The 20,921-nt window shown below is 56.4% G+C and carries 18 protein-coding genes and 1 riboswitch; of the genes, 15 read left to right on the forward strand and 3 right to left on the reverse strand.

The window, feature by feature from the left end:
• Window positions 1-21 precede the first annotated feature (21 nt).
• The 9 genes from HB779_RS06735 (at window position 22) to thiD (ending at window position 8,274) form a co-directional block, all read left to right on the forward strand.
• Window positions 22-1,089, forward strand: a complete 1,068-nt coding sequence (locus HB779_RS06735) for an ABC transporter permease (protein WP_188344985.1) — start codon at window positions 22-24, stop codon at window positions 1,087-1,089.
• Window positions 1,086-2,021: a nickel transporter permease gene (gene nikC / locus HB779_RS06740; RefSeq protein WP_244642473.1), complete on the forward strand. Its 936-nt coding sequence runs from the start codon at window positions 1,086-1,088 to the stop codon at window positions 2,019-2,021. Before HB779_RS06735 ends, nikC begins: the two co-directional genes overlap by 4 nt.
• Window positions 2,018-2,851, forward strand: coding sequence for an ABC transporter ATP-binding protein (locus HB779_RS06745; RefSeq protein WP_188344986.1), 834 nt, complete (start codon window positions 2,018-2,020; stop codon window positions 2,849-2,851). Before nikC ends, HB779_RS06745 begins: the two co-directional genes overlap by 4 nt.
• Window positions 2,848-3,621 carry an ABC transporter ATP-binding protein gene (locus HB779_RS06750; protein WP_188344987.1) on the forward strand — a complete coding sequence of 258 codons (774 nt, stop codon included), beginning with the start codon at window positions 2,848-2,850 and terminating at the stop codon, window positions 3,619-3,621. The genes HB779_RS06745 and HB779_RS06750 overlap by 4 nt, the downstream gene beginning before the upstream one ends.
• A 125-nt stretch (window positions 3,622-3,746) precedes the next feature.
• Window positions 3,747-4,784, forward strand: coding sequence for a TadE/TadG family type IV pilus assembly protein (locus HB779_RS06755; protein WP_188344988.1), 1,038 nt, complete (start codon window positions 3,747-3,749; stop codon window positions 4,782-4,784).
• Between the two features lie 53 nt (window positions 4,785-4,837).
• Window positions 4,838-4,940, forward strand: a riboswitch (TPP riboswitch).
• A 118-nt stretch (window positions 4,941-5,058) separates the two neighbouring features.
• Window positions 5,059-5,802, forward strand: coding sequence for an ABC transporter permease (locus tag HB779_RS06760; RefSeq protein ID WP_371823890.1), 744 nt, complete (start codon window positions 5,059-5,061; stop codon window positions 5,800-5,802).
• A gap of 32 nt (window positions 5,803-5,834) precedes the next feature.
• Complete coding sequence (locus tag HB779_RS06765) at window positions 5,835-6,788, forward strand: ABC transporter substrate-binding protein (RefSeq protein ID WP_188344989.1); 954 nt, start codon at window positions 5,835-5,837, stop codon at window positions 6,786-6,788.
• A gap of 26 nt (window positions 6,789-6,814) precedes the next feature.
• Window positions 6,815-7,477, forward strand: a complete 663-nt coding sequence (thiE, locus tag HB779_RS06770; RefSeq protein ID WP_188344990.1) for a thiamine phosphate synthase — start codon at window positions 6,815-6,817, stop codon at window positions 7,475-7,477.
• Window positions 7,474-8,274: a bifunctional hydroxymethylpyrimidine kinase/phosphomethylpyrimidine kinase gene (gene thiD, locus HB779_RS06775; protein WP_188344991.1), complete on the forward strand. Its 801-nt coding sequence runs from the start codon at window positions 7,474-7,476 to the stop codon at window positions 8,272-8,274. Before thiE ends, thiD begins: the two co-directional genes overlap by 4 nt.
• Window positions 8,275-8,640: 366 nt before the next feature.
• On the opposite strand, the gene HB779_RS06780 is transcribed toward thiD, so the two are convergent.
• On the reverse strand, window positions 8,641-8,895 hold the full coding sequence (locus HB779_RS06780; RefSeq protein ID WP_188344992.1) for a hypothetical protein: 255 nt from the start codon (window positions 8,893-8,895) through the stop codon (window positions 8,641-8,643).
• Window positions 8,896-8,955: 60 nt separating this feature from the next.
• Between HB779_RS06780 and HB779_RS06785 the strand changes: the two genes are divergently transcribed.
• Window positions 8,956-11,793, forward strand: a complete 2,838-nt coding sequence (locus tag HB779_RS06785; protein ID WP_188344993.1) for a beta-galactosidase — start codon at window positions 8,956-8,958, stop codon at window positions 11,791-11,793.
• 12 nt (window positions 11,794-11,805) lie between these two features.
• Here HB779_RS06785 and HB779_RS06790 read toward each other — a convergent pair whose 3' ends face one another.
• Window positions 11,806-14,595, reverse strand: a complete 2,790-nt coding sequence (locus HB779_RS06790; RefSeq protein WP_188344994.1) for a DUF2339 domain-containing protein — start codon at window positions 14,593-14,595, stop codon at window positions 11,806-11,808.
• A gap of 60 nt (window positions 14,596-14,655) precedes the next feature.
• Window positions 14,656-15,468 (reverse strand): lytic transglycosylase domain-containing protein, encoded by an 813-nt coding sequence (locus HB779_RS06795; protein ID WP_188344995.1) that lies wholly within the window; start codon window positions 15,466-15,468, stop codon window positions 14,656-14,658.
• 254 nt (window positions 15,469-15,722) lie between these two features.
• Between HB779_RS06795 and HB779_RS06800 the strand changes: the two genes are divergently transcribed.
• The 5 genes from HB779_RS06800 (at window position 15,723) to HB779_RS06820 (ending at window position 20,563) form a co-directional block, all read left to right on the forward strand.
• Window positions 15,723-16,472 carry a FadR/GntR family transcriptional regulator gene (locus tag HB779_RS06800; RefSeq protein ID WP_188344996.1) on the forward strand — a complete coding sequence of 250 codons (750 nt, stop codon included), beginning with the start codon at window positions 15,723-15,725 and terminating at the stop codon, window positions 16,470-16,472.
• A gap of 23 nt (window positions 16,473-16,495) precedes the next feature.
• A complete protein-coding gene (locus HB779_RS06805; protein ID WP_188344997.1) occupies window positions 16,496-17,470 on the forward strand; it encodes a sialic acid TRAP transporter substrate-binding protein SiaP in 975 nt (324 codons plus the stop codon).
• A 67-nt stretch (window positions 17,471-17,537) separates the two neighbouring features.
• A complete protein-coding gene (locus HB779_RS06810; protein WP_188344998.1) occupies window positions 17,538-18,110 on the forward strand; it encodes a TRAP transporter small permease in 573 nt (190 codons plus the stop codon).
• Window positions 18,111-18,113: 3 nt separating this feature from the next.
• Window positions 18,114-19,520, forward strand: a complete 1,407-nt coding sequence (locus tag HB779_RS06815; RefSeq protein ID WP_188344999.1) for a TRAP transporter large permease — start codon at window positions 18,114-18,116, stop codon at window positions 19,518-19,520.
• Complete coding sequence (locus HB779_RS06820) at window positions 19,517-20,563, forward strand: L-idonate 5-dehydrogenase (protein WP_188345000.1); 1,047 nt, start codon at window positions 19,517-19,519, stop codon at window positions 20,561-20,563. The genes HB779_RS06815 and HB779_RS06820 overlap by 4 nt, the downstream gene beginning before the upstream one ends.
• Window positions 20,564-20,921: the final 358 nt, after the last annotated feature.

Raw genomic sequence — 20,921 nt, forward strand, 5'->3', positions numbered from 1 at the left:
CAAGCGCCCAAGGCTGATAGTATGACGACGACCGACACACAACTGGAGGCCAGACGCTCAGGCGCCTGGGCCTCCAGCCTTGCCCTTGCGACAGGCCGCTTCGTGCTGATCGGGGCAATCACCTTCCTTGGCCTTCTGGCCGTCACCTTCTTCATTGGACGGGTCATTCCGATCGATCCGGCTCTGGCCATCGTCGGTGACCGTGCGCCGGCCCATGTGGTTGAACGCATACGCGAGGAATATGGGCTGAACCTGCCGCTTTACCAGCAGTTTGTCATGTATGTGAAAGGTGCATTGCAGGGCGACTTCGGTAATTCGGTTCTGACATCAAATCCTGTCATGACCGATATAAGGCGCGTATTTCCGGCGACGATGGAACTCGCCACTTTCGGCACGCTTCTCGGTACGCTTTTTGGTGTGCCGCTCGGCGTGTTGGCCGCTGTCAAACGCGGCAGCCTGATTGATCAGATCGTGCGTCTGATCGGCCTCATCGGCTATTCCATGCCGATCTTCTGGCTGGGGCTGCTGGCGCTGCTCGTCTTCTATGCCAAGCTTGGCTGGACGTCCGGTCCCGGCCGTATCGACGTCATGTACGAGTATACGTTCACGCCCATAACAGGCTTTTATCTTCTCGACGCGGTGTTGCAGGGCAATTGGGATGCCTTCTGGAACATTTTCTCCTTCATCATCCTGCCCGCCTCGCTGCTTGGTTACTTCTCGCTGGCCTATATCAGCCGCATGACCCGCAGTTTCATGCTGAATGAGCTGGAGCAGGAATATATCGTGGCCGCCCGCGCCAAGGGCCTGTCGGAAACGCGCATCATCTGGGCCCACGCCCTGCGCAATGCCGCCGTGCCGCTAGTGACGGTGATTGCCCTGTCCTATGCCAATCTGCTTGAAGGTTCCGTGCTCACCGAAACTGTCTTCTCATGGCCTGGCCTTGGTATGTACATCACCAATTCCCTGCAAAACGCCGACATGAATGCGGTGCTTGGCGGCACCATCATCATTGGTACGGTGTTCATCGGCATCAATCTCCTGTCCGATCTTCTGTATCGGGCGCTTGACCCACGGACGCGCGCACGATGAGCCAGACCATCAAAACACCGCCACCGCCCATGACGCGCCGCCAATGGCTGATGAGCGACCGCCCGCAATCACGTCTGCAGGCGAGACTTGGCCGTGCGTATCTGATATGGGGCCGTTTTGCCAGCAACCGGTTGGCACTGGCCGGACTTGCCATCATCGTTGCTCTGCTGCTGGTTGCAGCCTTTGCCAATGTTTTGGCGCCGCATTCGCCGGTTATTGGCGACTTGCGCAATGCCCGCTTGCTGCCGCCCGGCGGCGATTACTGGCTTGGCACCGATGATCAGGGCCGCGATATTCTCTCGCGTCTGATCTATGGTTCGCGCCTGACTCTGTATGTGGTCATTCTTGTTGCCATCATTGCAGCCCCCATCGGGCTCATTGTCGGAACTGTCGCGGGTTATGCCGGGGGCTGGGTTGATTCCATCCTGATGCGGCTCACCGATATTTTCCTTGCCTTCCCGAAACTCATTCTGGCGCTCGCGCTGGTTGCAGCGCTTGGACCCGGCATTGAAAACGCTGTTCTTGCCATCGCCGTCACCTCGTGGCCGCCCTATGCCCGTATCGCCCGTGCGGAAACCCTCACCGTGCGCAATTCCGATTACATTGCTGCTGTGCGCCTGATGGGCGCATCGCCCGGCCGTATTGTCCTGCGTCACATCATGCCGCTATGCCTGTCCTCGCTGATCGTACGTGTGACGCTGGATATGGCTGGTATCATCCTGATTGCCGCCGGACTTGGCTTCCTCGGCCTTGGCGCGCAGCCGCCATTGCCGGAATGGGGCGCAATGATTGCCTCGGGCCGCCGCTTCATCATGGATCAGTGGTGGGTCGCCGCGGTGCCTGGCTTTGCTATCGTCATCGTCAGCCTTGGCTTTAACCTGCTCGGCGATGGCCTGCGTGACGCGCTTGATCCACGGGGGAACAACCAATGAGCACCCTGTTGACGGTCAAGGACCTGCGCGTCCAGTTTCCCACCCGAACCGGGGTTGTCGACGCAGTGCGGGGCGTGTCCTTCACGTTGGGGCGCGAGCGTCTCGGCATTGTCGGCGAATCCGGTTCCGGCAAGTCCCAGACCGGCCGCGCTATCATGGGCCTGACACCGCCCCACGCGAAAATCACAGCTGAAACTTTGAACTTCGATGGCAAGGATTTATTGCAAATTTCGGCTGCAGAACGGCGTTCCCTGCGCGGCAATCGTATTGCGATGATCCTGCAGGATCCGAAGTATTCGCTCAATCCTGTCATGAGCATTGGGCGTCAGATCGTCGAAACGCTGCGCACCCATGAGAAGGTCAGCAAGGCTGAAGCGCGCAAGCGGGCAATTGATATGCTTGCCGCCGTGCAGATCCGTGATCCGGAACGGGTCTACGACCTGCACCCGCACGAAGTGTCCGGCGGTATGGGCCAGCGCGCGATGATTGCCATGATGCTGATTACCGGGCCGGAACTGCTGATCGCCGACGAGCCGACCTCGGCACTGGATGTGACCGTGCAGCTCGATGTTCTGCGCATCCTCGACAATCTGGTCCGCGACCGGGGCATGGGTCTGATTTTCATCTCGCACGATCTGCGTCTGGTCTCGTCCTTCTGCGACCGTGTCATCGTCATGTATGCAGGGCACATTGTGGAAGAGATCGCAGCCAAAGACCTGCACAATGCCAAGCACCCCTATACGCAGGGGCTTTTGAACTGCATGCCGAAGATCGGTGCGAACAAACATCCGCTGCCTGTCCTTGATCGCAAGCCGGAGTGGGCCGCATGAAAACATCCGAACCCAAGGCACTTGTCGTTGACAAGCTCGAAGTAACCTTTGACCGTTTCCGCGCGCTGCGCGGCGTCAGCCTTGACGTCATGCCCGGCGAGTCTTTCGGTCTGGTTGGTGAGTCCGGTTCCGGCAAATCCACTCTGCTGCGGGCTATTGCCGGTCTGGCCCCCACGACGGGCGGGTCGATCACCGTCAATGGCAAGCTTTTGGGCCGAAACCGCACCAAGGCATTTTACCGCGAAGTGCAGATGGTGTTTCAGGATCCCTACGGTTCGCTGCATCCGCGCCAGACGGTGGACCGGCTCCTGCTCGAACCGCTTGCCGTGCATGGTTTTCCTGATATCGAAAAGCGCATCCTGCGCGCGCTGGATGAAGTCGGGCTGGGATCGAGCTTCCGTTTCCGCTATTCGCACCAGCTTTCCGGTGGCCAGCGCCAGCGCGTAGCGATTGCCCGGGCGCTGATCCTTGAACCTTCCATCCTGCTTTTGGACGAGCCGACGTCGGCGCTCGATGCATCCGTGCAGGCGGAGGTTCTCAACCTGCTCGAACAAATCCGCCGTGACCGCAAATTGACCTTTCTGATGGTCAGTCATGATCTCGCGGTTGTCACTCATATGTGTGACCGCCTGATGGTCATGCAGAATGGCGCGGAAGTCGAGCGGCTTTCAGCGGCCGATCTTGCCCGGCACAAGGTCACGCAGGATTACACACGCAATCTGCTTGTCGCCAGCGAAGGGTTTGTGCGGCCGGATGTACCGGCAGCATAGGCCTTGTTTCACCGGATTTTTACCATCCCGCACAACTTCGCCGAGATCGAGACAATCTGAACGATTTTCGTAAAGCCGCATTTACACCGCTTCAGTCATGGTCCGTCCAATCACCGGAGCGGGCTATGAAAAAATTCAAAGATTTCCTGAAAGACAAGAGCGGCGCCACCGCCCTGACGTTTGGTTTGTTGCTCGTGCCGCTTCTCGGCATGACCGGACTTGCCGTCGATTATACGCGTGCAAGCAGTGATCGTGCAGATTTACAGAATGCGGCCGATGCGGCGGTGCTGTGGGGTGCGTCAACATATGATGGCACCAATCTGCCTATGGTGAAAACGCGTGTTCTGCAAAGCTTGCGGGCAAACTTGACGAATTTCGACAGCAGCGGCGCGACGTACGATGTTCAGGTTACTGCCGATGTACCCGCCCGTATCAGTGTAACGCTCGCCCGGCCAACGAATACATTGTTCATGCAAGTGCTGAACAGTAAGAAGGTGGATATTGGGGTTCAGTCCGAAGCGTCAGGTGCATTGATGCCAAAGACAGCAACGATCCAAGTCACGAATGTAAAAGGAATTTATTACAAGAAAATAACCATCATGGTTGTCGGGATTGATGGCGCGGAAACACAGGCTGGCTCGATTGAATACACATACGTGAACAGCACCGGGACATCCACCCCGCCTGTGGGAGGAAAGCCCCTCACTATTGATTTGGGATCATTCAGTTCGTTTTATTTTACAATGATCGTCAAGAAAGACGGCTGCCCAATTGGACAGAAGCCAGAAAAACCAGCGCGGGGAGCGGAGACATGTGTGCCTGCCCCCAAGATAAATTCCAAGGATGATCCGTATTATCAGATTACACCAACCCCAGATAATCTTTCGTTTCCCGATGATCAAAGTATCAAAAACGATCCAAAAACCAACGCTTTCCTTGTCAGAAGCGACAGGGCAAATGACGCTTGGCGGTTCGTGGCTGACGGCGGTCAATCGACAACCGCAGGTGCTAAAGAGCCAATTCTGATGAATCAGTTGATGAACTGTAAAGGGCTCACGCAAAAACATGGCTGGGAAGATGGCGGCGGTGGTACACCGGATTTCGAATATACTTTGAAGACCGGTTGCGGCCTCGATTATTCAAAAGTCCGCCTGACCAACTGACCCTCAAACCCAAGCGGCGCGATTGACTTTGGTCTTGCGCCGCTCCATCATGACTTCATTCCGAGGGGGGCACTGTACAGTGCTGAGATAGCGTCGAGCTGGACCCTTGAACCTGATCCGGGTTATGCCGGCGTAGGAACGGGAATTGAGCCTTCTCTGTACTCTCTGCCTTGTCTTCGCACATATCCGGATCTCCACGCTGTTTGATGGAGTCCTGCCGATGACATATGCCCTGCCATTCACCCCGTATCATCCTTAATCCGTGACATCTGTCATGGGCATGATTGTCCGCATAACAGCTGCTCTGCTTGCCGTGCTTCTGTGCTGGCAGATGGCGGTCTGGCTGCTGCAACCACCGCGTTTCATCCTGCCAGCGCCGGGTTCGGTTCTGTCCGCATTGATCGAGCAGCGCAATTATCTCTTCGCCAACGCCGCCATCACCGTTCTGGAAATCCTGCTTGGTCTGTTCTTCGGCGTCATTGCCGGTATTTTGACTGCATTGCTGGTGGCTGCCTTGCCCGGTTTCGGTCAGATCGTCTGGCCCGTCCTGCTAGTGTTGCAGGCGCTGCCGGTGTTCGCCATCGCCCCGCTTCTGGTGCTCTGGTTTGGCTTTGGTCTCGCCTCCAAAGTTGTCATGGCCAGTCTTATCATTTTCTTTCCCGTTGCTTCCGCCTTTGCCGATGCGCTGCGCCGCACCAGTCAGGAATTGCTGGACGCCGCAGCGCTAACACAGGCGACGCCGCTGGCAACCTTGCTGCTGGTGCGGGTGCCCAGCGCCTTGCCCGGACTTGGGTCCGGTCTGCGGGTTGCCGCCGTCTTTGCGCCCATCGGCGCAGTCATCGGCGAATGGGTCGGCGCGTCACGGGGGCTCGGCTTCGTCATGCTGCAGGCCAATGCCCGTATGCAGACCAATACCCTCTTTGCCGCCCTGATCATCCTTGCGGCGCTGACGATCATTCTGCGCTTTCTCGTCGATGCTTTTGCCGCACGCCTCACACCCTGGGTGCAGGCGTCATGACCCGCCCCCACTTCACGCACAAAGGAATATCCATGTCCCGCCTCCGCGCATTTGCGCTTGCTTTCGGCCTCGTTGCCGCTGCGCCCTTCCTGTCATCGCCGGTACTGGCAGCCGACAAGCTCACCGTGCTGCTCGAATGGTTCGTCAATCCTGACCATGCTCCGCTCTTCGTCGCGCGGGAGAAGGGCTTCTTTGCGGAGGCTGGTCTTGATGTGGATTTCATCCCGCCCGCCGATCCATCCGCCCCGCCGCGCCTTGTGGCCGCCAAACAGGCTGATATCGCCATCCACTATCAGCCCAATCTCTATCTCGACCATGATGCCGGCGTGCCGCTCGTGCGCTTTGGCACGCTGATTGAAACGCCGCTCAATACGGTGACTGTGCTTGCCGATGGTCCGATCAAAAGCCTGAAGGATTTGAAGGGCAGGAAGGTCGGCTTTTCCGTTGCCGGTTTTGAAGATGCTATGCTCGGCGCCATGCTGAAGTCTGAAGGGTTGTCCGCTGCTGATATCGAACTGATCAATGTCAATTTTGCTCTGTCGCCCTCGCTCATTGCCGGGCAGGTCGACGCTACCGTTGGCGGCTATCGCAATTTTGAACTGACCCAGATGGCGCAAGAAGGCCATAAGGGCCTCGCTTTCTTCCCTGAAGAACATGGCGTTCCTGTCTATGACGAGTTGATCTTCGTCACCCATCCGGACCTTGTCAAAGACAGCCGCCTCAAACGCTTTCTCGATGCCGAGGAAAAGGGCGCGATCTACCTGACCAACCACCCGGATGAATCCTGGGCGCTGTTCATCAAAGCCTATCCCGATCTCGACAATCCGCTGAACAAACAGGCGTGGGTCGATACGCTGCCGCGCTTTGCCAAGCGTCCGGCTGCGCTGGACCGTGGGCGTTATGAGCGGCTTGGCACGTTCATGCGGGATGCCGGACTGATCAAATCTGCCCCCAACGTTGATGACCTCGCGGTCGAACTGCGTTGAACCGAATTTTTGAAGAGAGAAACATCATGCCAAAAGTAGATTTCCGTCTGAATGCCATTGTCGATGTGGACGCGATCGGTGGTGACAAGGATCTGGGCTATCTGGCGCTGGAAGCCGCGCGCGGCGGCGCCACCATCATCCAGTACCGCGACAAGAATTCGCCGACCCGTAAAATGGTTGAGCGCGCCAGGGCCATCCATGCCGCTCTCAAAGGGACCGGCATTCCGCTGCTGGTCAATGACCGGATCGACGTGGCGCTGGTTGCCTGTGTCGAAGGCGTGCATGTCGGGCGCGAGGACATGCTGGTCGCTGATATCAGAAAGCTCCTTGGGCCTGATGCCATTATCGGCCTCACGGTGAAGAACGAGGCGGATGCGCAGGCAGCCATTGAAGCCGATATTGATTATGCCTGCATTGGCGGCCTGTTCGAAACACCGGCCAAGCACAATCCGGATGGTCCCATCGGCTTTGACGGTTTTGCCCGTCTGGCAGCCATTATTCGTGTCGCCAAGCCGGATTTGCCGGTCGGTGCCATCGCCGGTCTTGACCTCGCCCGTATCCCGCCCGCCATTGCGGCAGGGGCAGATGGCGTTGCAATCATTTCAGCAATCTTCCGCCAGCCCGATCCGCGCAACGCCGCGCGTATCCTGCGCGAGGCGGTCGATCAGTCGCTGAAGGCCATGGCATGACCGCCATTGCTCTCACCATTGCCGGGTCCGACAGCGGTGGCGGCGCAGGCATTCAGGCGGATCTCAAAACCTTCTCGGCGCTGGGGGTCTATGGCACCAGTGTTCTCACCGCGATTACCGCCCAGAACACGCGCGGTGTCACGGCCATCGAGAACTTGAGCCCCGGCATCATCCGCGCGCAGATCGATGCGGTGCTCTCCGATATCGCCGTTGGCGCCATCAAGATCGGCATGGTCTCCACAGTAGACACCATCGGAGCCATTGCCGAAACCTTGAATCGCTGGGAGCGCAAGGTGGTGCTGGACCCGGTCATGGTCGCCACCTCGGGCGATCCGCTGCTGCAGCCGGATGCTATTGAGGCTCTCCAGCAAAATCTCGTCCCGCTGGCACTGGTGCTCACACCCAACCTGCCGGAAGCCGCATTGCTGACTGGTACCGGTATCGCGGAAGACGAAGCACAAATGGCAAAACAGGCTGAACTTCTGCTGAAACTCGGGCCCGCGGCGGTGCTGATCAAGGGTGGGCATGGCCGTTCCAGCCTCAGCACAGACCTGTTGTTTGACGGCATAAATATGCAACGGTTCGACGGACCCCGCCTGTCAACAACCCATGATCATGGCACCGGCTGCACTCTGGCGGCGGCGATTGCCGCCGGGCTTGCCAAGGGGCAAGACCTAGCCCATTCGATTGGCACAGCGAAGGCCTATCTGACGGCGGCGATGGCCGCCGCCGATACGCTCAAAGTGGGTCGGGGGCGTGGCCCTGTGCATCATTTCCATGAGTGGTGGGCGGCGTAGGCCAGTTAAAAACTTCAGCATATAAAGAGCCTAAAACGGCGCAACAGGCGTGTCCCTGTGTGCCGTTCTGCTGTCTTCTCTTGTCTTTGAGTGGAATGCGCTACTCCCAAAACATCTCAGGGTTGCGGTACTAAAGTAGAATATCTTTTTAAGTGTACGATCATATTATCATACTAATCGGAATTGGTGGAAATTCCACGAATTCCGTCGTCAGTTACCTTTGAAAAGGAGGAATAAACGCCAGCCATTTTAATGAAATCCATTTTTACAGAAAAATATTTTAGGGAGATACGTAATGTGGAAATTGAAAGAAAAGCATTCCAACAGGCATCGGCGATCTGCCGGATCTCATATACTTGCCCCTTCTCATTGCTGTTCACGCACAACTCTTGCGATCTTTTCCTCGCTGTTTCTGAGTCTGGTTCTTGCTGCCTGCAACAATGACCATCCACAAGCCAGCAGTGCAGGAACATTTGACGCCCCCGTGCATGATGAATCATCGACAGCGGATGTGTCGGGAATGACGCCGGACACAGCAACAGCAGATGAAAAAAGCATTGTTCCGGTGCCGCCGGTGAATGTTGATACGTGCATGCCGACGGAGGACACGCCCGGCATCATCAGGACAAATATCCGCATACTTTAATTTATTATTGGAAATGAATTTCCTGGGAGGAAATTATGGATAGAAGAGCTTTTTTAGCTTGCGCTACAGTTGTGCCCTACGTTTTCACACATTTTAGCGAACAGTCAGCCGTTGCGCAGAGCGTCACCTTACCGGGTGCGGCGCCAGCGGGCGGCACGTTGCAGAATCCGGTTTTTACCAAGGGCATGAAAAGAGTTCTGTCTTGGGACACCGCAGGCAACTGGCAGATGGACAACACGGAATTTCAGTTTTTTGGTGGAGAAATTCATCCGTCGCGCATTCCGGAGCAATACTGGGAACACCGTATCCAGATGGTCAAGGCGCTCGGCTGCAACACGATTTCGCTTTATATCATGTGGAATTTTCATGAACGCCCCGATGGAAGTTTCGACTTCTGCTCTCGAGGCAAGGACATTGGCAAGTTCATCGATCTTTGTGCACGTAATGGCATGTGGGTTCTGATGCGCCCAGGTCCCTATATCTGTGGAGAATGGGATTTTGGTGGCTTGCCGCCCCGCATGTTGGCCGATCCTCTCTTTCGAGATGCATTCGGAAACCTGCAGATAAGACAAAACGCACCCAGCTACATGGCTGCGGCCGAGATGTTCAACCGGGCACTTTATGAAAACGTCGTGAAAGGACGTACGCTTTCAGCCGGTGGACCCATCATGCTTGTTGGACTGGAAAACGAGTATACGAATTGGCCAGGCTACAAGGATCCTGCCCATATCTTCGAATTGGCAAAGCAATGGATAAAACTTGGTTACTCGGAAAAATTCTGCATCTGTGATGGTTCGGCCAATGGGTTCAACAGTAATCATCTGACACTTCCGCCCAATACGGCCTATGGGATGACTGCCGATGGAAACAACCCTGCCAACTATGACAGTGCGATCCAAATAAATAAAACTGCTACTTTTGGTGCTGAATGTTATCCGGGATGGATTAACCACTGGGGCGATCAACATCAGACTATCAAGATCGACAGCTTGGCCGGGACCGTGGCAGCACTTGCAAAGGCAAAACGCTCCTTTGTGTTTTATGTTGCGCATGGCGGGACAAATTTCGGGTTTACAGCAGGCAGCAACGGTTATCTGGCTGATACTCAGCCGGATGTGACGTCCTATGATTATGGTGCACCCATATCGGAAGCCGGCACGGAGAATGACAATTTCTATCTGGTCCAGGCTGCCTATGTATCCAACGCTTCCTATCAGGTACCGTTTGCTGGAAAGCCGAGCCTTCAGCCTGCTATTGCCGACAACGAAGTTGCAGCAATCAGCAAGGGCAAGTTCAGCTTTCGAAATTTTCTGAAACATGCCGATCTTCCAATCAAGATGGACATGCCCCAGACTGTGGAGACGTTAGCGCTCCATATGAATGCGAATAAATTCACTACTTACGGCATATACCCATCCGGTATTGCAATTTACCAGGTACTTTTGCCTGCGGCTGGTGGCGATTTGACGATCACATTTGAGCGGTCGCCGGACTATGCAATCGCCTACGTCAATGACGTTCTTGTTGCTGGTGGTCCATTGACGACGGTTGCCGGCTTGCCAAAGAAAACCACACTGACCATTACGGGAGCGCCGGCAAACTCTATTCTGAAAATTGTATCGATGCCTTTCGGCAGAACTAATTCTGATGCGGGGATGTTGACGGATGGCCGTGGTCTTTCGGGCGAAGTCTTCGCAAATGGGGTGGTTTTATCTGGTTGGAGTATGAGCCTGTCACCCATGACTGCAAAGGATATCACCAACCTCAGCTTTGACTCAGCCGAGGCCGTTGCCGGTTCACCCTTCCATGCCAAAGCAACGTTCAATATCGATGCTCCAAAAGATATGTATATCGACATGACCGACTGGGAGACCGGCTATGTCTTCGTCAACGGTCATAATCTCGGGCGGTATTGGACAGCTGCAGGGCCTCAGAAGCGACTCTATTGTCCCGGAGTCTGGCTGGTAAAAGGTCAAAACGACGTTGTGATTTTCGAGTTCACGAAAGGCAGTGCGGGCGATCTCAGCTTCTACGGTAAAAGCGGCATGAAATATTCGGATAAGGCTCCGGCGTCAGGCCCCGCAGTGTTTGCTTGTCCCGATGGATATCACATCCAGAATGTGCGATCCAACCTTCTGCTCCAGAGTAACAATGGAACACCGGTACTTGCTGCTGCAGACGCAGCCGCACAAACTCAGACATGGAATATTATAGTTGACGCGGGCAATGTTAAAATAATCAACAGAGCCGATCAGTCGATATTGGCGCTCGACGGCTCTGCCGCAAAAAAGTGGCAAGCCACGTGGCTCATGTCGAATTGCTATACGTTGACCAGCATTCCTGAGAATTTATTGCTGGAGGCGGCACCTGCTGCACCAGCAGGTGCCGGTGGATTTGTTCTGGCGCTCAAGCCCAAAGTGAACGCAGAGGCGCAATGGCCATTCGGGCAATACTGGCGTTTCTTACCGGCGATTGGTGGCACCTATTACATCGTCAGCAAGGCAACGGGCCAACGCCTCGCCGCCAGTGACAGCAATATTGTTCAACTCGCTGCTGCGGATGTCGATGCGCAAAAGTGGCAGGTAAGTGTCAATGAGAGCAATGGAAGCTGTTCGATCGTCAGCATAAACACTCAAAAAAGTCTCGATGTTATCCACCGTGGGATGGTCGATGACAGTCCTGTGGTGCTTTGGGAGGTTACTGGCGGATCGAACCAGCAGTTCAACTTTATCCTCCGCCCGGATGGCAAAAGCTATGCAATCATTGGTGTGGAAAGCGGCTTAGCCCTTACCATGAAAAATGGAGCCGCCCATCCAACGATCTGGAAAGATGCCGCGACCGATGACCAGAGCTGGATACTCAAAAAGGTCTGACGGTACACTGCATCACGAGGGCGGCGTAACAGCCGCCCTTTTTGCTGCGTCAGCATTCAGAATACGCTGGTAGAACAGCCCGACACCAACCAGTGACAGGCCGAGGCCAATGAAGGACAGCGCCCGCAGAATGCCTTCAAGGTTCGACATATCGAGCAGGAACACCTTGGCGATGACAAGGAAAACAATCGGCGCCGAGATGAGACGCAGCGGCCGGTTCTGCCGCCACGCGCCAAGCCCGAACAGTCCGAGGCCAAACAGCAGCCACACGGCCGAGTAGGTGAACATTTCCGCCGAGTCGATGCCTTGCGACAGATTGATATCGTTGCCCCAATAGGACACACGGATGGTCAGCGTGATCCATGTGAACAGCATCAGACCGGACAGGATTGCCAACGCCATGGCATAATGCCTTGGCCGGTTGGTCTGTGCCATCACCAGAGGAAAGCCGAACAGCCTGATCTGCGGCTCGCCAAAGGCATTGAGTGCCACAAGTCCCGCCAGCAGGCCCGGCAGAAGATAGCCCATGAACAGGCTGTTGAAGATCAGCCCATTGCCAACCCATCCGTCAAATAGCGGGTTGAGGAAAAGGAAATGCTGGATCACCGCAATGGCAATGCCGAAATAGCCGATGATCAGCGCGGCCGTGCGGTAGAGCTTGTCCTTGCCACCCTGGCTCAGCATCATCAGCGACAGCGAGCCGCCCAGTGCGATGAGTGTATAGAGCGACTGTTCGTTCAGCGAAACGTCGCCGCCGCTGTCCAGCCTGCCGCCATTCATCCAGTGGCGTACCAGAATGTTGACAAGAATGAAGCCAGCCAGCACGCCCAGTGCCTGAACGAGGCGGTAGGCGGTGTCCTTGGCTTCGCGGGCCAGCACAACCTGCGCAATGACCATAGCCGCAAGGAAACCGCCATAATTGAGCAGCAACTGGTTGAAGAACGGCGTTGTTGACAGCCGGTCACTGCCGACAATGGTCGGATCAAAGAAGATATGGCCAATGATGATGACCGCAAAGACAGCCGGGGCAAAGCGCAGGACAGGCGCGGGGCGGGTTCTGGTCGCAAGGGCATAGACAATTGCCAGCACACAGGCCGCCAGCACGCGCCATTGCGGTTCGAACACCACGAACAGTGCCAGCACGGCAAAACCGATGGATGCCGCGTCAAACAGCCATGGCGGCGAAACGGGCAGAGTGTTGTCTTTCCATCGGGCCGTCAGCCACGTGGCGGCACCAAAGCCGATGAGTGCCAAGGCGACGGTCAAAATCTCTTCTGTCGCGGCCGGGGTATTGCCGAAAACAAAGATCATCATGGTAATCATGATCAATGGTGTGGTTGTACCGAGCACCGCATAACCGATGCCGCGCAAGACGTCGGGCAGCCGCGCCAGCAGGAATGTAGCGATAACGCCAATCGCCGTCAGGCCGAGTGCGCCTGTTATAGCAAAGCCACGATATTTTGCCGGATCGTACAATCCAAGCCCTGGTACATAATAGCTTGAATCCCAAAGATGCGGGACATCAATAAGTGCGAGCGGTGCAAGGCACAGCAAAGCTGCCGGGACGAGGAAGGGCAAAGCCCGGCGCACGAACAGCGGTGCGAGGGCTGCAACCACGATGATGATGGTTGTCAGCGTGAGATAACGTGACGATGCCAGCCCGAACAGATCATGCGTGACGTAGCTCAGACCCAGAATGGTCAGGCCAATAGCGCCTGCTGCTGTCACTGCATCGGTAGTGGGTTCATCGATACGGTCAAACAGGGTGTATTTGCCGGGTTTGATATGGCTGAACACCGAAAGCGCCAGAAGACTGACGGTCAAAAGACCCAATGCGCCGCCATCCGGCATCGGATCGAACCCGGTATACGCCGCGCCCCATAGCGCCGCCAATAGCACGGCTCCGCCGCCGATCCATTGCCAGTTGTTCATGCGCGCCAAGGCGACGGCGACGAGTGTGACAATGCTCAAATAGGTCATGAAACTATAGGGCGCGGGCGCTTGGCTATCCACCAGTGCCGGGGTGAGGTAGGAGCCGATCAAGCCCAGTCCAGCGATCCACGGACCGTGCTTGACGGCAACGGCCAGAGTTGCCAGGCCCACTGCGCCCAGTGCGACAAAGGCGGTGGAACTGCCGATAAAGCCGTAAACGCCATGGGCCGCGTAGACGACGGCAAACAGGGCTGCCGAGCCTGCAGCGGTAAGCACGCCCGGAATATAGTCCGGACCATCGGCGGAAAGACCGAACGGCTTTTCCTTGCGCCGCAGGAATTCACCGGCACCGAGCAGCAGCAGGCCGAAAATCGCGCCAAGACACAGCCGGATTCCGGGGCCAAGCAGCTCGTTTTCGATGGAATACTGCACGACAAAGATGCCGCCGAGGAACAGTGCCACGCCGCCGATCCATACCGGCCAGTTGCGGCCAAGCGAACGTTCGAAATCGCCATAGGATTTCTTCGGCTTGTCCTGTGTTGTAACTCCGGCTGGTGACGTTGCCTGTGGTTTGCCGGACATGATCTCGGCAACTTTTTTCGGATCAAGTCTGGAGGAGGCTGCGACGGGCAAAGGACCGCCGACGGGTTCCGCCGGGGGTATTATAGCTGCCGGAGCCACGCCTTTGGATTGGTTTTCTTTCAACCGGCGAGTGGGTTCGCCACTTTCGCGGGCAAGTGGGGCTGGGAGTTTTGCTTCTGCAAATTGTCGTTGCAATTGCTCAAGCTGCCGGCGCAATGCGCTGACCTGTTGCCGCGCTGTTGCCGCCACCACAAGGGCTACGATTGAAAGAATGATAGAAAGAACCATATGTGCGCTCCAGATTGCGCACACAACGCCATGATTTGGCTAAATATTCAACTAGTGCGTTTATAGCCCGTAAGGGCGATCCGCCGGAATGGCTACGAAGCCGGCACGCACGGGCGCAGGGTCCGGCAGATAGGCCACTGTTTGCACCGTAGCGGCTGGCTGGATCACAGCAGGCACAGGTGCCATGGGCAGCGAAGCGATTTGTGTGGACTGGACTGGCGTGGTGCCGCCCTTCAGACCGGTTTCATCGAGCATGCCCTTGCGCTTGGCCTGATAATAGTAGCCGCTGGCATAGAGGCGAACGGCGCGGTCAAAATTCTGATCGGCAACCTTGTAGGCGCCCGCAAGATATTTCACGCCATATTTGAGGTTGGTTTCCGCGTCGAGCAGGTCTTTTGGCGTACCACTATGGCCCATGGAACGGGCGGTGGATGGCAGAATCTGCATCAGGCCCCAATATTTGCCGTTGCGTGCCTCCGGGCGGCCACGGCTTTCGCGGTGGACAACGCGGCGCACCAGCGCTTCAGGCACCGCATAGGCAGCGGAATATTGTGAAATCAGGTTATCGACCCGTGGCCCGTAAGACTCTGTCTTTGCCGGTGTGGCAACGTTCGGCACGACGACCGAAGCAGACTGCACCTGCGCTGCCGTGGCGGCAGCCGCCGGGTTGGCAGCAGGACCGGCAAAAGCCATCTGCACGGGCGCAGATGTCAGTTTTGTGGATTGTACGGGTCCCATGCGGGGCGAAGAAGCTGGAACAGGAATCGATGCTGTGGCGGTTGGCAAATGCGGGTTAGCCGTTGTGCAGGCAGCCAGGGTCAAAACCAGACCAAGACAGGCCAGAGGGCGCAGCAATCGAATGTCAGAAACCATTGTCCACCAGTGCAAAGCGACCGTTCTCGGCCTGTTATCAACACTCTCTTAACCTGTTCGCAGGGCTTGGCGGCAATCACTTTCCGATACAATTTGTAACATTTGGCCCTTTTGCCATGCAGGGGCCGCATTTTCGACGAGAAAAACCCGGGTTGACGGCAAGATATATACCAATGTATTAGTTGGAGATTGGTAAGGCCAATTTACCAGTCGCGCCCTATTCAAAGGGGATTAGTGCGTAAGGGGGAGGTTCCATGTTCGCAGCCATCCAGCCGCGCCGGCTCTACCGGCAGGTCGCCGATCAGATACGCAAGCTTATCGAAAAAGGTGAGTTTGCCGTGGGCGAACGCTTGCCCGGCGAGCGTGAACTGGCCGAACAGCTTGCGGTTTCCCGTCCGACCATCCGTGAGGCGCTCATTGCACTTGAGGTGGAAGGGTTAGTCCATATTCGCATGGGTTCCGGCATCTATGTCACCCAGCAGCGGCCGCGCCGCGATGCATTTCATCCGGAAGATCTCGAAGGCCCGTTCGAACTGCTGCGTGCCCGTTCACTGATTGAATGCGCCATCGCCGAAGAGGCGGCAAAAATGATCACGCCGGCCCATACGGCGGCGCTCGACGCGGTGCTGACCAAAATGGCCGGAACATTTCACACCCCGCAGGTTTCCATAGGGCTGGACCGGGATTTCCACACGACGGTGGCCGGGATCATCGAAAATTCGGCGCTCAACCGTTTTGTCGGCGAAATTTTTGATCAGCGCATGACGCCCTATTTCGAAAAGCTTGCGAGTTATTTCGAAGGACCGGCCTCATGGCGCGAAGCATTTGAAGAACATTGTGCGATTCGCGATGCCATCGTTGCCGGTGATCCGGTGAGGGCCAAGGCCGCGATGCAGTTTCACCTGCTGCAGTCACAGGCACGATTTTCCGAAAGTTTCGGTGAGGAGCCGGACGCGGAGAAAGGTCATCCCAAGAGGGGTGGGCCAAAAAGCAACAGGATCTGATTTCAATCTGGGAGGAGAAAGACATGAAGATCAAATTGACAGCCATTCTGGGTGCCGTGGCGGCGCTCGCGCTGTCTGCCGCTGCAGCGCAGGCGCAGACCGTCCTCAAATGGGCGCATGTATACGAAACATCCGAACCATTCCACACGGAGTCTGTTTGGGCTGCCGAGGAAATCGGCAAACGCACCAGCGGGCGTTACAAGGTCGACGTTTTCCCGGCCTCGCAGCTGGGCAAGGAAGCCGACATCAATCAGGGTCTCAAGCTCGGTACGGTCGATATCATCATTTCCGGATCGAGCTTTGCCGCCCGTGACTACAAGCCGATTGGCGTGACTTATTTCCCCTACATTTTCCGCAATCCGGAACACCTGATCGCCTATACAAAGAGCGATATCTTCAAGCGCCTGGCCAAGGGCTATGAAGACAAGACGGGCAATCATATTGCAGCCGTCAGCTATTACGGCACCCGCCACACCACATCCAACAAGCCGATTGCCAAGTGCTCGGATATGCAGGGTCTGAAAATCCGCGTGCCGGATGTTCCGGCCTATCTTGCCATGCCGCGTGCTTGCGGTGCCAACACCACGCCGATTGCGTTTGCCGAGGTCTATCTTGCCCTGCAGAACGGCACCGTAGAGGCGCAGGAAAATCCGCTGACCACCATTGAAGCCAAGAAGTTCTTCGAAGTGCAGAAGAACATCATTCTCACCGGCCATATCGTTGATCACCTCAACACGGTTATCTCCAAGTCCCGCTGGGCCAGCCTGTCCGATGAAGACAAAAAGATTTTTGGCGACGTGATGCAGGAGGCTGCCAAGCGGACAACCAAGATCATCGAAGACAAGGAAAAGCAGCTTGTTGCCAGCTTCAAGGAGCGTGGCATCAATGTTGCGGAAATCGACAAGGCCGACTTTGAGAAGAATGTCATGGAAAAGGTGAAGTTCGAGGACTTCGGTTACGAAAAGTCCGACTGGGAAGCCATTCGCGCCATCCAATAACCTGACCGGTGGCCGGACTGCCGCAGTGCAAGCCGGCCATCTCCGCTTTTCAAAACGGAGAGATTTCATGACAAAAGACATTCATACCCCGGTCACCGCTGAGGAACTTGCGCATTCCTTCGAGGATGCGGCGCCGGTCGCCGATATTTCCGATTACGCAGTTGAAGACTGGCTGACGCTCATTGTCTTCTGGCTGATGACAGGTTGCGTGTTTCTGCAGTTTTTCACCCGCTATGTGCTCAACAACAGTTATGCCTGGACCGAGGAAATCGCCATTAATTGCCTCATCGGCGTGGTCTTCCTTGGGTCTGTCATGTGCGTGCGGGTCTCGCGCCACATTCAGGTGGATGTGCTCTATCACTATATCCCGGCGCGTTTTGCCCGGGCGCTCGCCATCTTCGTCGATCTGGTGCGCATAGGCTTTCTTGTCTACGCCTGCTGGTTGTTCTGGCGCTACGTGGAAATCGTCGCCGACGAGCAGATGGTCACTGTCGATCTGCCGCGCAACATCGTTTTCTATTCGGTCCTGCTCGCCTTCGTCCTGATGCTCATTCGCGCCGTTCAGGTTTTCATCAGCAATATGCGCCGTGGCTATTCCGTTCTGGAACGTCCCGAAGAATTTCAGAAGGCGGAGGATTAATCCATGCTGCTTCTCGTAGGCTCTTTTCTTGTTCTCATGGTCGTCGGTGTGCCCGTCGCCATTTCCATGGCCGTGGCATCGGTGCTTTATCTGGTTCTCTATGGTGTTGCTCCTGATATCATTGTCGCGCAGCGCATGATCGCCGGTGTGGAAAGCTTTCCGCTCCTCGCCGTTCCGTTTTTCATTCTCGCCGGAAATCTGATGAATTCCGCCGGCGTTACTGGCCGCATCTATGCCTTCGCCGTCGCGCTTGTCGGCTGGATGAAGGGCGGTCTGGCGCAGGTCAATATCATCGGGTCGGTGATTTTCTCCGGCATGTCCGGCACGGCGCTCGCCGATGCCGCCGGTATCGGCACCATTGAGATCAAGGCGATGAAAGATCACGGCTATCCGGTGGAAGCCGCCGTTGGCGTTACCGCCGCGTCGGCGACGCTGGGGCCGATCTTTCCGCCGTCACTGCCCTTCGTCATTTACGGCATGATGGCCAATGTCTCGATCGGCGCGCTGTTCATGGCCGGTATCATGCCGGGCGTTGTCATGACCGTCCTGATGATGATCACTGTTGCCATCTTCGCCTATGTCTACAAATGGGGTTCCGATGCACCGTTTGAGATGAAGCAGTTGTTTGAGGCAGGTCTGGAAATCGTCGTGGTGTTTGCCGTGCCGGTGGTCATCTATCTGTTGACGCTAACAGGCCTTTCCATCAACGCCTCTGTCGGCATCGCGCTGCTGCTGTTGCTCGCCGTCGACTGGTACTTTGACTTTTCCGCCGTCATGGCGCTGATGACGCCGGTCATTCTCATCGGCGGCATGACCATGGGCTGGTTCACCCCAACAGAGGCTGCCGTTGCCGCGGTGCTCTGGTCGCTGTTTCTGGGTCTTGTGCGTTACCGCACCATGACGTTGAAAACTCTTGCCAAAGCCAGTTTCGACACGATTGAAACCACCGCATCGGTGCTGTTCATTGTTACCGCTGCATCAGTCTTCGCATGGCTGCTCACCGTCAGTCAGGCGGCGCAATTGCTGTCGGGAACCATTCTGTCCATCACCGACAACAAATGGGTGTTCCTGATCCTCGTCAACATCCTGATGCTGTTTGTCGGCTGTTTCCTCGACACGATTGCCGCGATCACCATTCTGGTGCCGATCCTTCTGCCGCTGGTGCTGAAATTCGACATCGATCCGGTGCATTTCGGTCTGATCATGACGCTGAACCTGATGATCGGCCTGTTGCATCCGCCGCTTGGCATGGTGCTGTTTGTGCTTTCGCGTGTCGCCAAACTCTCGGTGGAGCGCACCACCATGGCGATCCTGCCATGGCTCGTTCCGCTGTTCATCGCCTTGATTGCCATTACGTTCATACCGGCCATTACGCTGTGGCTGCCAACACAACTGGGATTGATAAAATGACCAAGCATACCATCGCCGCAACCCTGTTCGGTGTCGAAGACCTGCGCGTCGTCGATACCGCGCTGTCCGCCCTCAAACCCAACATGGTGCGTATCCGTTTTGGGGCGGGGGGCATCTGCGGCTCGGATATGCATTATTTCCGCCATGCGCGGACTGGAGATTTCGTCATGACCTCACCGCTCATCCTCGGCCATGAAGTGGCCGGGGAGGTGGAGGAAGTGGGTATCGATGTGATCGGCCTTTCCGCCGGAGATCGCGTGGCGGTTAACCCCTCGCGGTGGTGCGGCACGTGTGCCTATTGCCACGAGGGCCGTGCCAATCTGTGCGAGAATATCTATTTCATGGGCTCCGCCTCGAAGACCCCGCATATGCAGGGCGGCTTTGCCAGTTCCTTCGATGCAACCCCGGCGCAATGCGTCAAGGTGCCCGCAGATTTCCCGTTTCAGGCGGCTGCACTTGCCGAACCTTTGGCGGTCTGTCTGCATGCGGTGCGCCGCGCCGGTCATGTCAAAGGTCACTCGGCCATCATTTTTGGTGCTGGCCCCATTGGCCTTTTGACCCTGCTTGCGCTCAAACACGCCGGGGCTGAGTCCGTCGCCATGGTGGACCTTGCTGCGGCCCCGCTCAAATTCGCCAAGGAGCTTGGTGCAGACCAAACCTTCGATCTGTCGGATGGCGAGGAAAAACTGGCCAAGCTGGCAATTGCCACGCCGTTCGATATCGGCTTTGAAATCTCCGGTACTGCCGCCGGTCTGGCCTCGGCTATCCGCACCGTGCGGCGTGGCGGTACGATTGTTCAGGTCGGCAACCTGCCGGGCGGTGCCATTCCTGTACCTGCCAATGCGGTCATGGCCAAAGAACTGGACCTTAAAGGCACCTTCCGCTTCGGCGAAGAATTTTACGAAGCGGTGGAATTGATCGTCTCCGGCCAAATCGACGTGCTGCGGCTGGTGACCGGTGAATACCCGCTTGCCGATGCCCCGCAAGCCTTTGCCGTGGCGCTGGACCGCTCGCGCAGTGTGAAGGTGATGCTGACGGCTTAGATAAAGGCTGCATGGGTAGGGCGCGTGGTTCGACAGGCTCATCATGAGGGAGATGGGTGTGTTGCAGGTACATCGTTTATCTCCACCTTGCGGGGGAGAAAGCGATTTCAGCATCTTAGCCTCTTGGCTAAGTGCTAGAAATCGCAAGAAAGGGGAATTTGTTAAACCGGTTTGCCCCCTCACTTGGATTTTCTAAGGATTTAGCGAAGAGGCTAAATCCAAGAAAATCCTTTCTCTCCCTCAAAGGGAGAGATAATCAGCGCCTCGCCTTGCAGCCCATCCATCTCCCTCATGGTGAGCTTGTCGAACCACGCACGCTAGTCATGCAGTCACATCTAATCTCTGCACCACCTTCAAC

Origin of the sequence: Phyllobacterium sp. 628 (assembly GCF_014189505.1) — a bacterium.
Taxonomy (GTDB): Bacteria; Pseudomonadota; Alphaproteobacteria; order Rhizobiales; family Rhizobiaceae; genus Phyllobacterium.

Excerpts from the sequence above, each read along its gene's own strand:
- thiE (WP_188344990.1), top strand. The coding sequence starts at position 6,815 with ATGCCAAAAGTAGATTTCCGTCTGAATGCCATTGTCGATGTGGACGCG.
- HB779_RS06755 (WP_188344988.1), top strand. The coding sequence starts at position 3,747 with ATGAAAAAATTCAAAGATTTCCTGAAAGACAAGAGCGGCGCCACCGCC.
- HB779_RS06760 (WP_371823890.1), top strand. The coding sequence starts at position 5,059 with ATGGGCATGATTGTCCGCATAACAGCTGCTCTGCTTGCCGTGCTTCTG.
- HB779_RS06820 (WP_188345000.1), top strand. The coding sequence starts at position 19,517 with ATGACCAAGCATACCATCGCCGCAACCCTGTTCGGTGTCGAAGACCTG.
- nikC (WP_244642473.1), top strand. The coding sequence starts at position 1,086 with ATGAGCCAGACCATCAAAACACCGCCACCGCCCATGACGCGCCGCCAA.
- thiD (WP_188344991.1), top strand. The coding sequence starts at position 7,474 with ATGACCGCCATTGCTCTCACCATTGCCGGGTCCGACAGCGGTGGCGGC.
- HB779_RS06780 (WP_188344992.1), bottom strand. The coding sequence starts at position 8,895 with ATGATGCCGGGCGTGTCCTCCGTCGGCATGCACGTATCAACATTCACC.
- HB779_RS06735 (WP_188344985.1), top strand. The coding sequence starts at position 22 with ATGACGACGACCGACACACAACTGGAGGCCAGACGCTCAGGCGCCTGG.
- HB779_RS06750 (WP_188344987.1), top strand. The coding sequence starts at position 2,848 with ATGAAAACATCCGAACCCAAGGCACTTGTCGTTGACAAGCTCGAAGTA.
- HB779_RS06815 (WP_188344999.1), top strand. The coding sequence starts at position 18,114 with ATGCTGCTTCTCGTAGGCTCTTTTCTTGTTCTCATGGTCGTCGGTGTG.
- HB779_RS06785 (WP_188344993.1), top strand. The coding sequence starts at position 8,956 with ATGGATAGAAGAGCTTTTTTAGCTTGCGCTACAGTTGTGCCCTACGTT.
- HB779_RS06805 (WP_188344997.1), top strand. The coding sequence starts at position 16,496 with ATGAAGATCAAATTGACAGCCATTCTGGGTGCCGTGGCGGCGCTCGCG.
- HB779_RS06810 (WP_188344998.1), top strand. The coding sequence starts at position 17,538 with ATGACAAAAGACATTCATACCCCGGTCACCGCTGAGGAACTTGCGCAT.
- HB779_RS06745 (WP_188344986.1), top strand. The coding sequence starts at position 2,018 with ATGAGCACCCTGTTGACGGTCAAGGACCTGCGCGTCCAGTTTCCCACC.
- HB779_RS06790 (WP_188344994.1), bottom strand. The coding sequence starts at position 14,595 with ATGGTTCTTTCTATCATTCTTTCAATCGTAGCCCTTGTGGTGGCGGCA.
- HB779_RS06800 (WP_188344996.1), top strand. The coding sequence starts at position 15,723 with ATGTTCGCAGCCATCCAGCCGCGCCGGCTCTACCGGCAGGTCGCCGAT.
- HB779_RS06795 (WP_188344995.1), bottom strand. The coding sequence starts at position 15,468 with ATGGTTTCTGACATTCGATTGCTGCGCCCTCTGGCCTGTCTTGGTCTG.
- HB779_RS06765 (WP_188344989.1), top strand. The coding sequence starts at position 5,835 with ATGTCCCGCCTCCGCGCATTTGCGCTTGCTTTCGGCCTCGTTGCCGCT.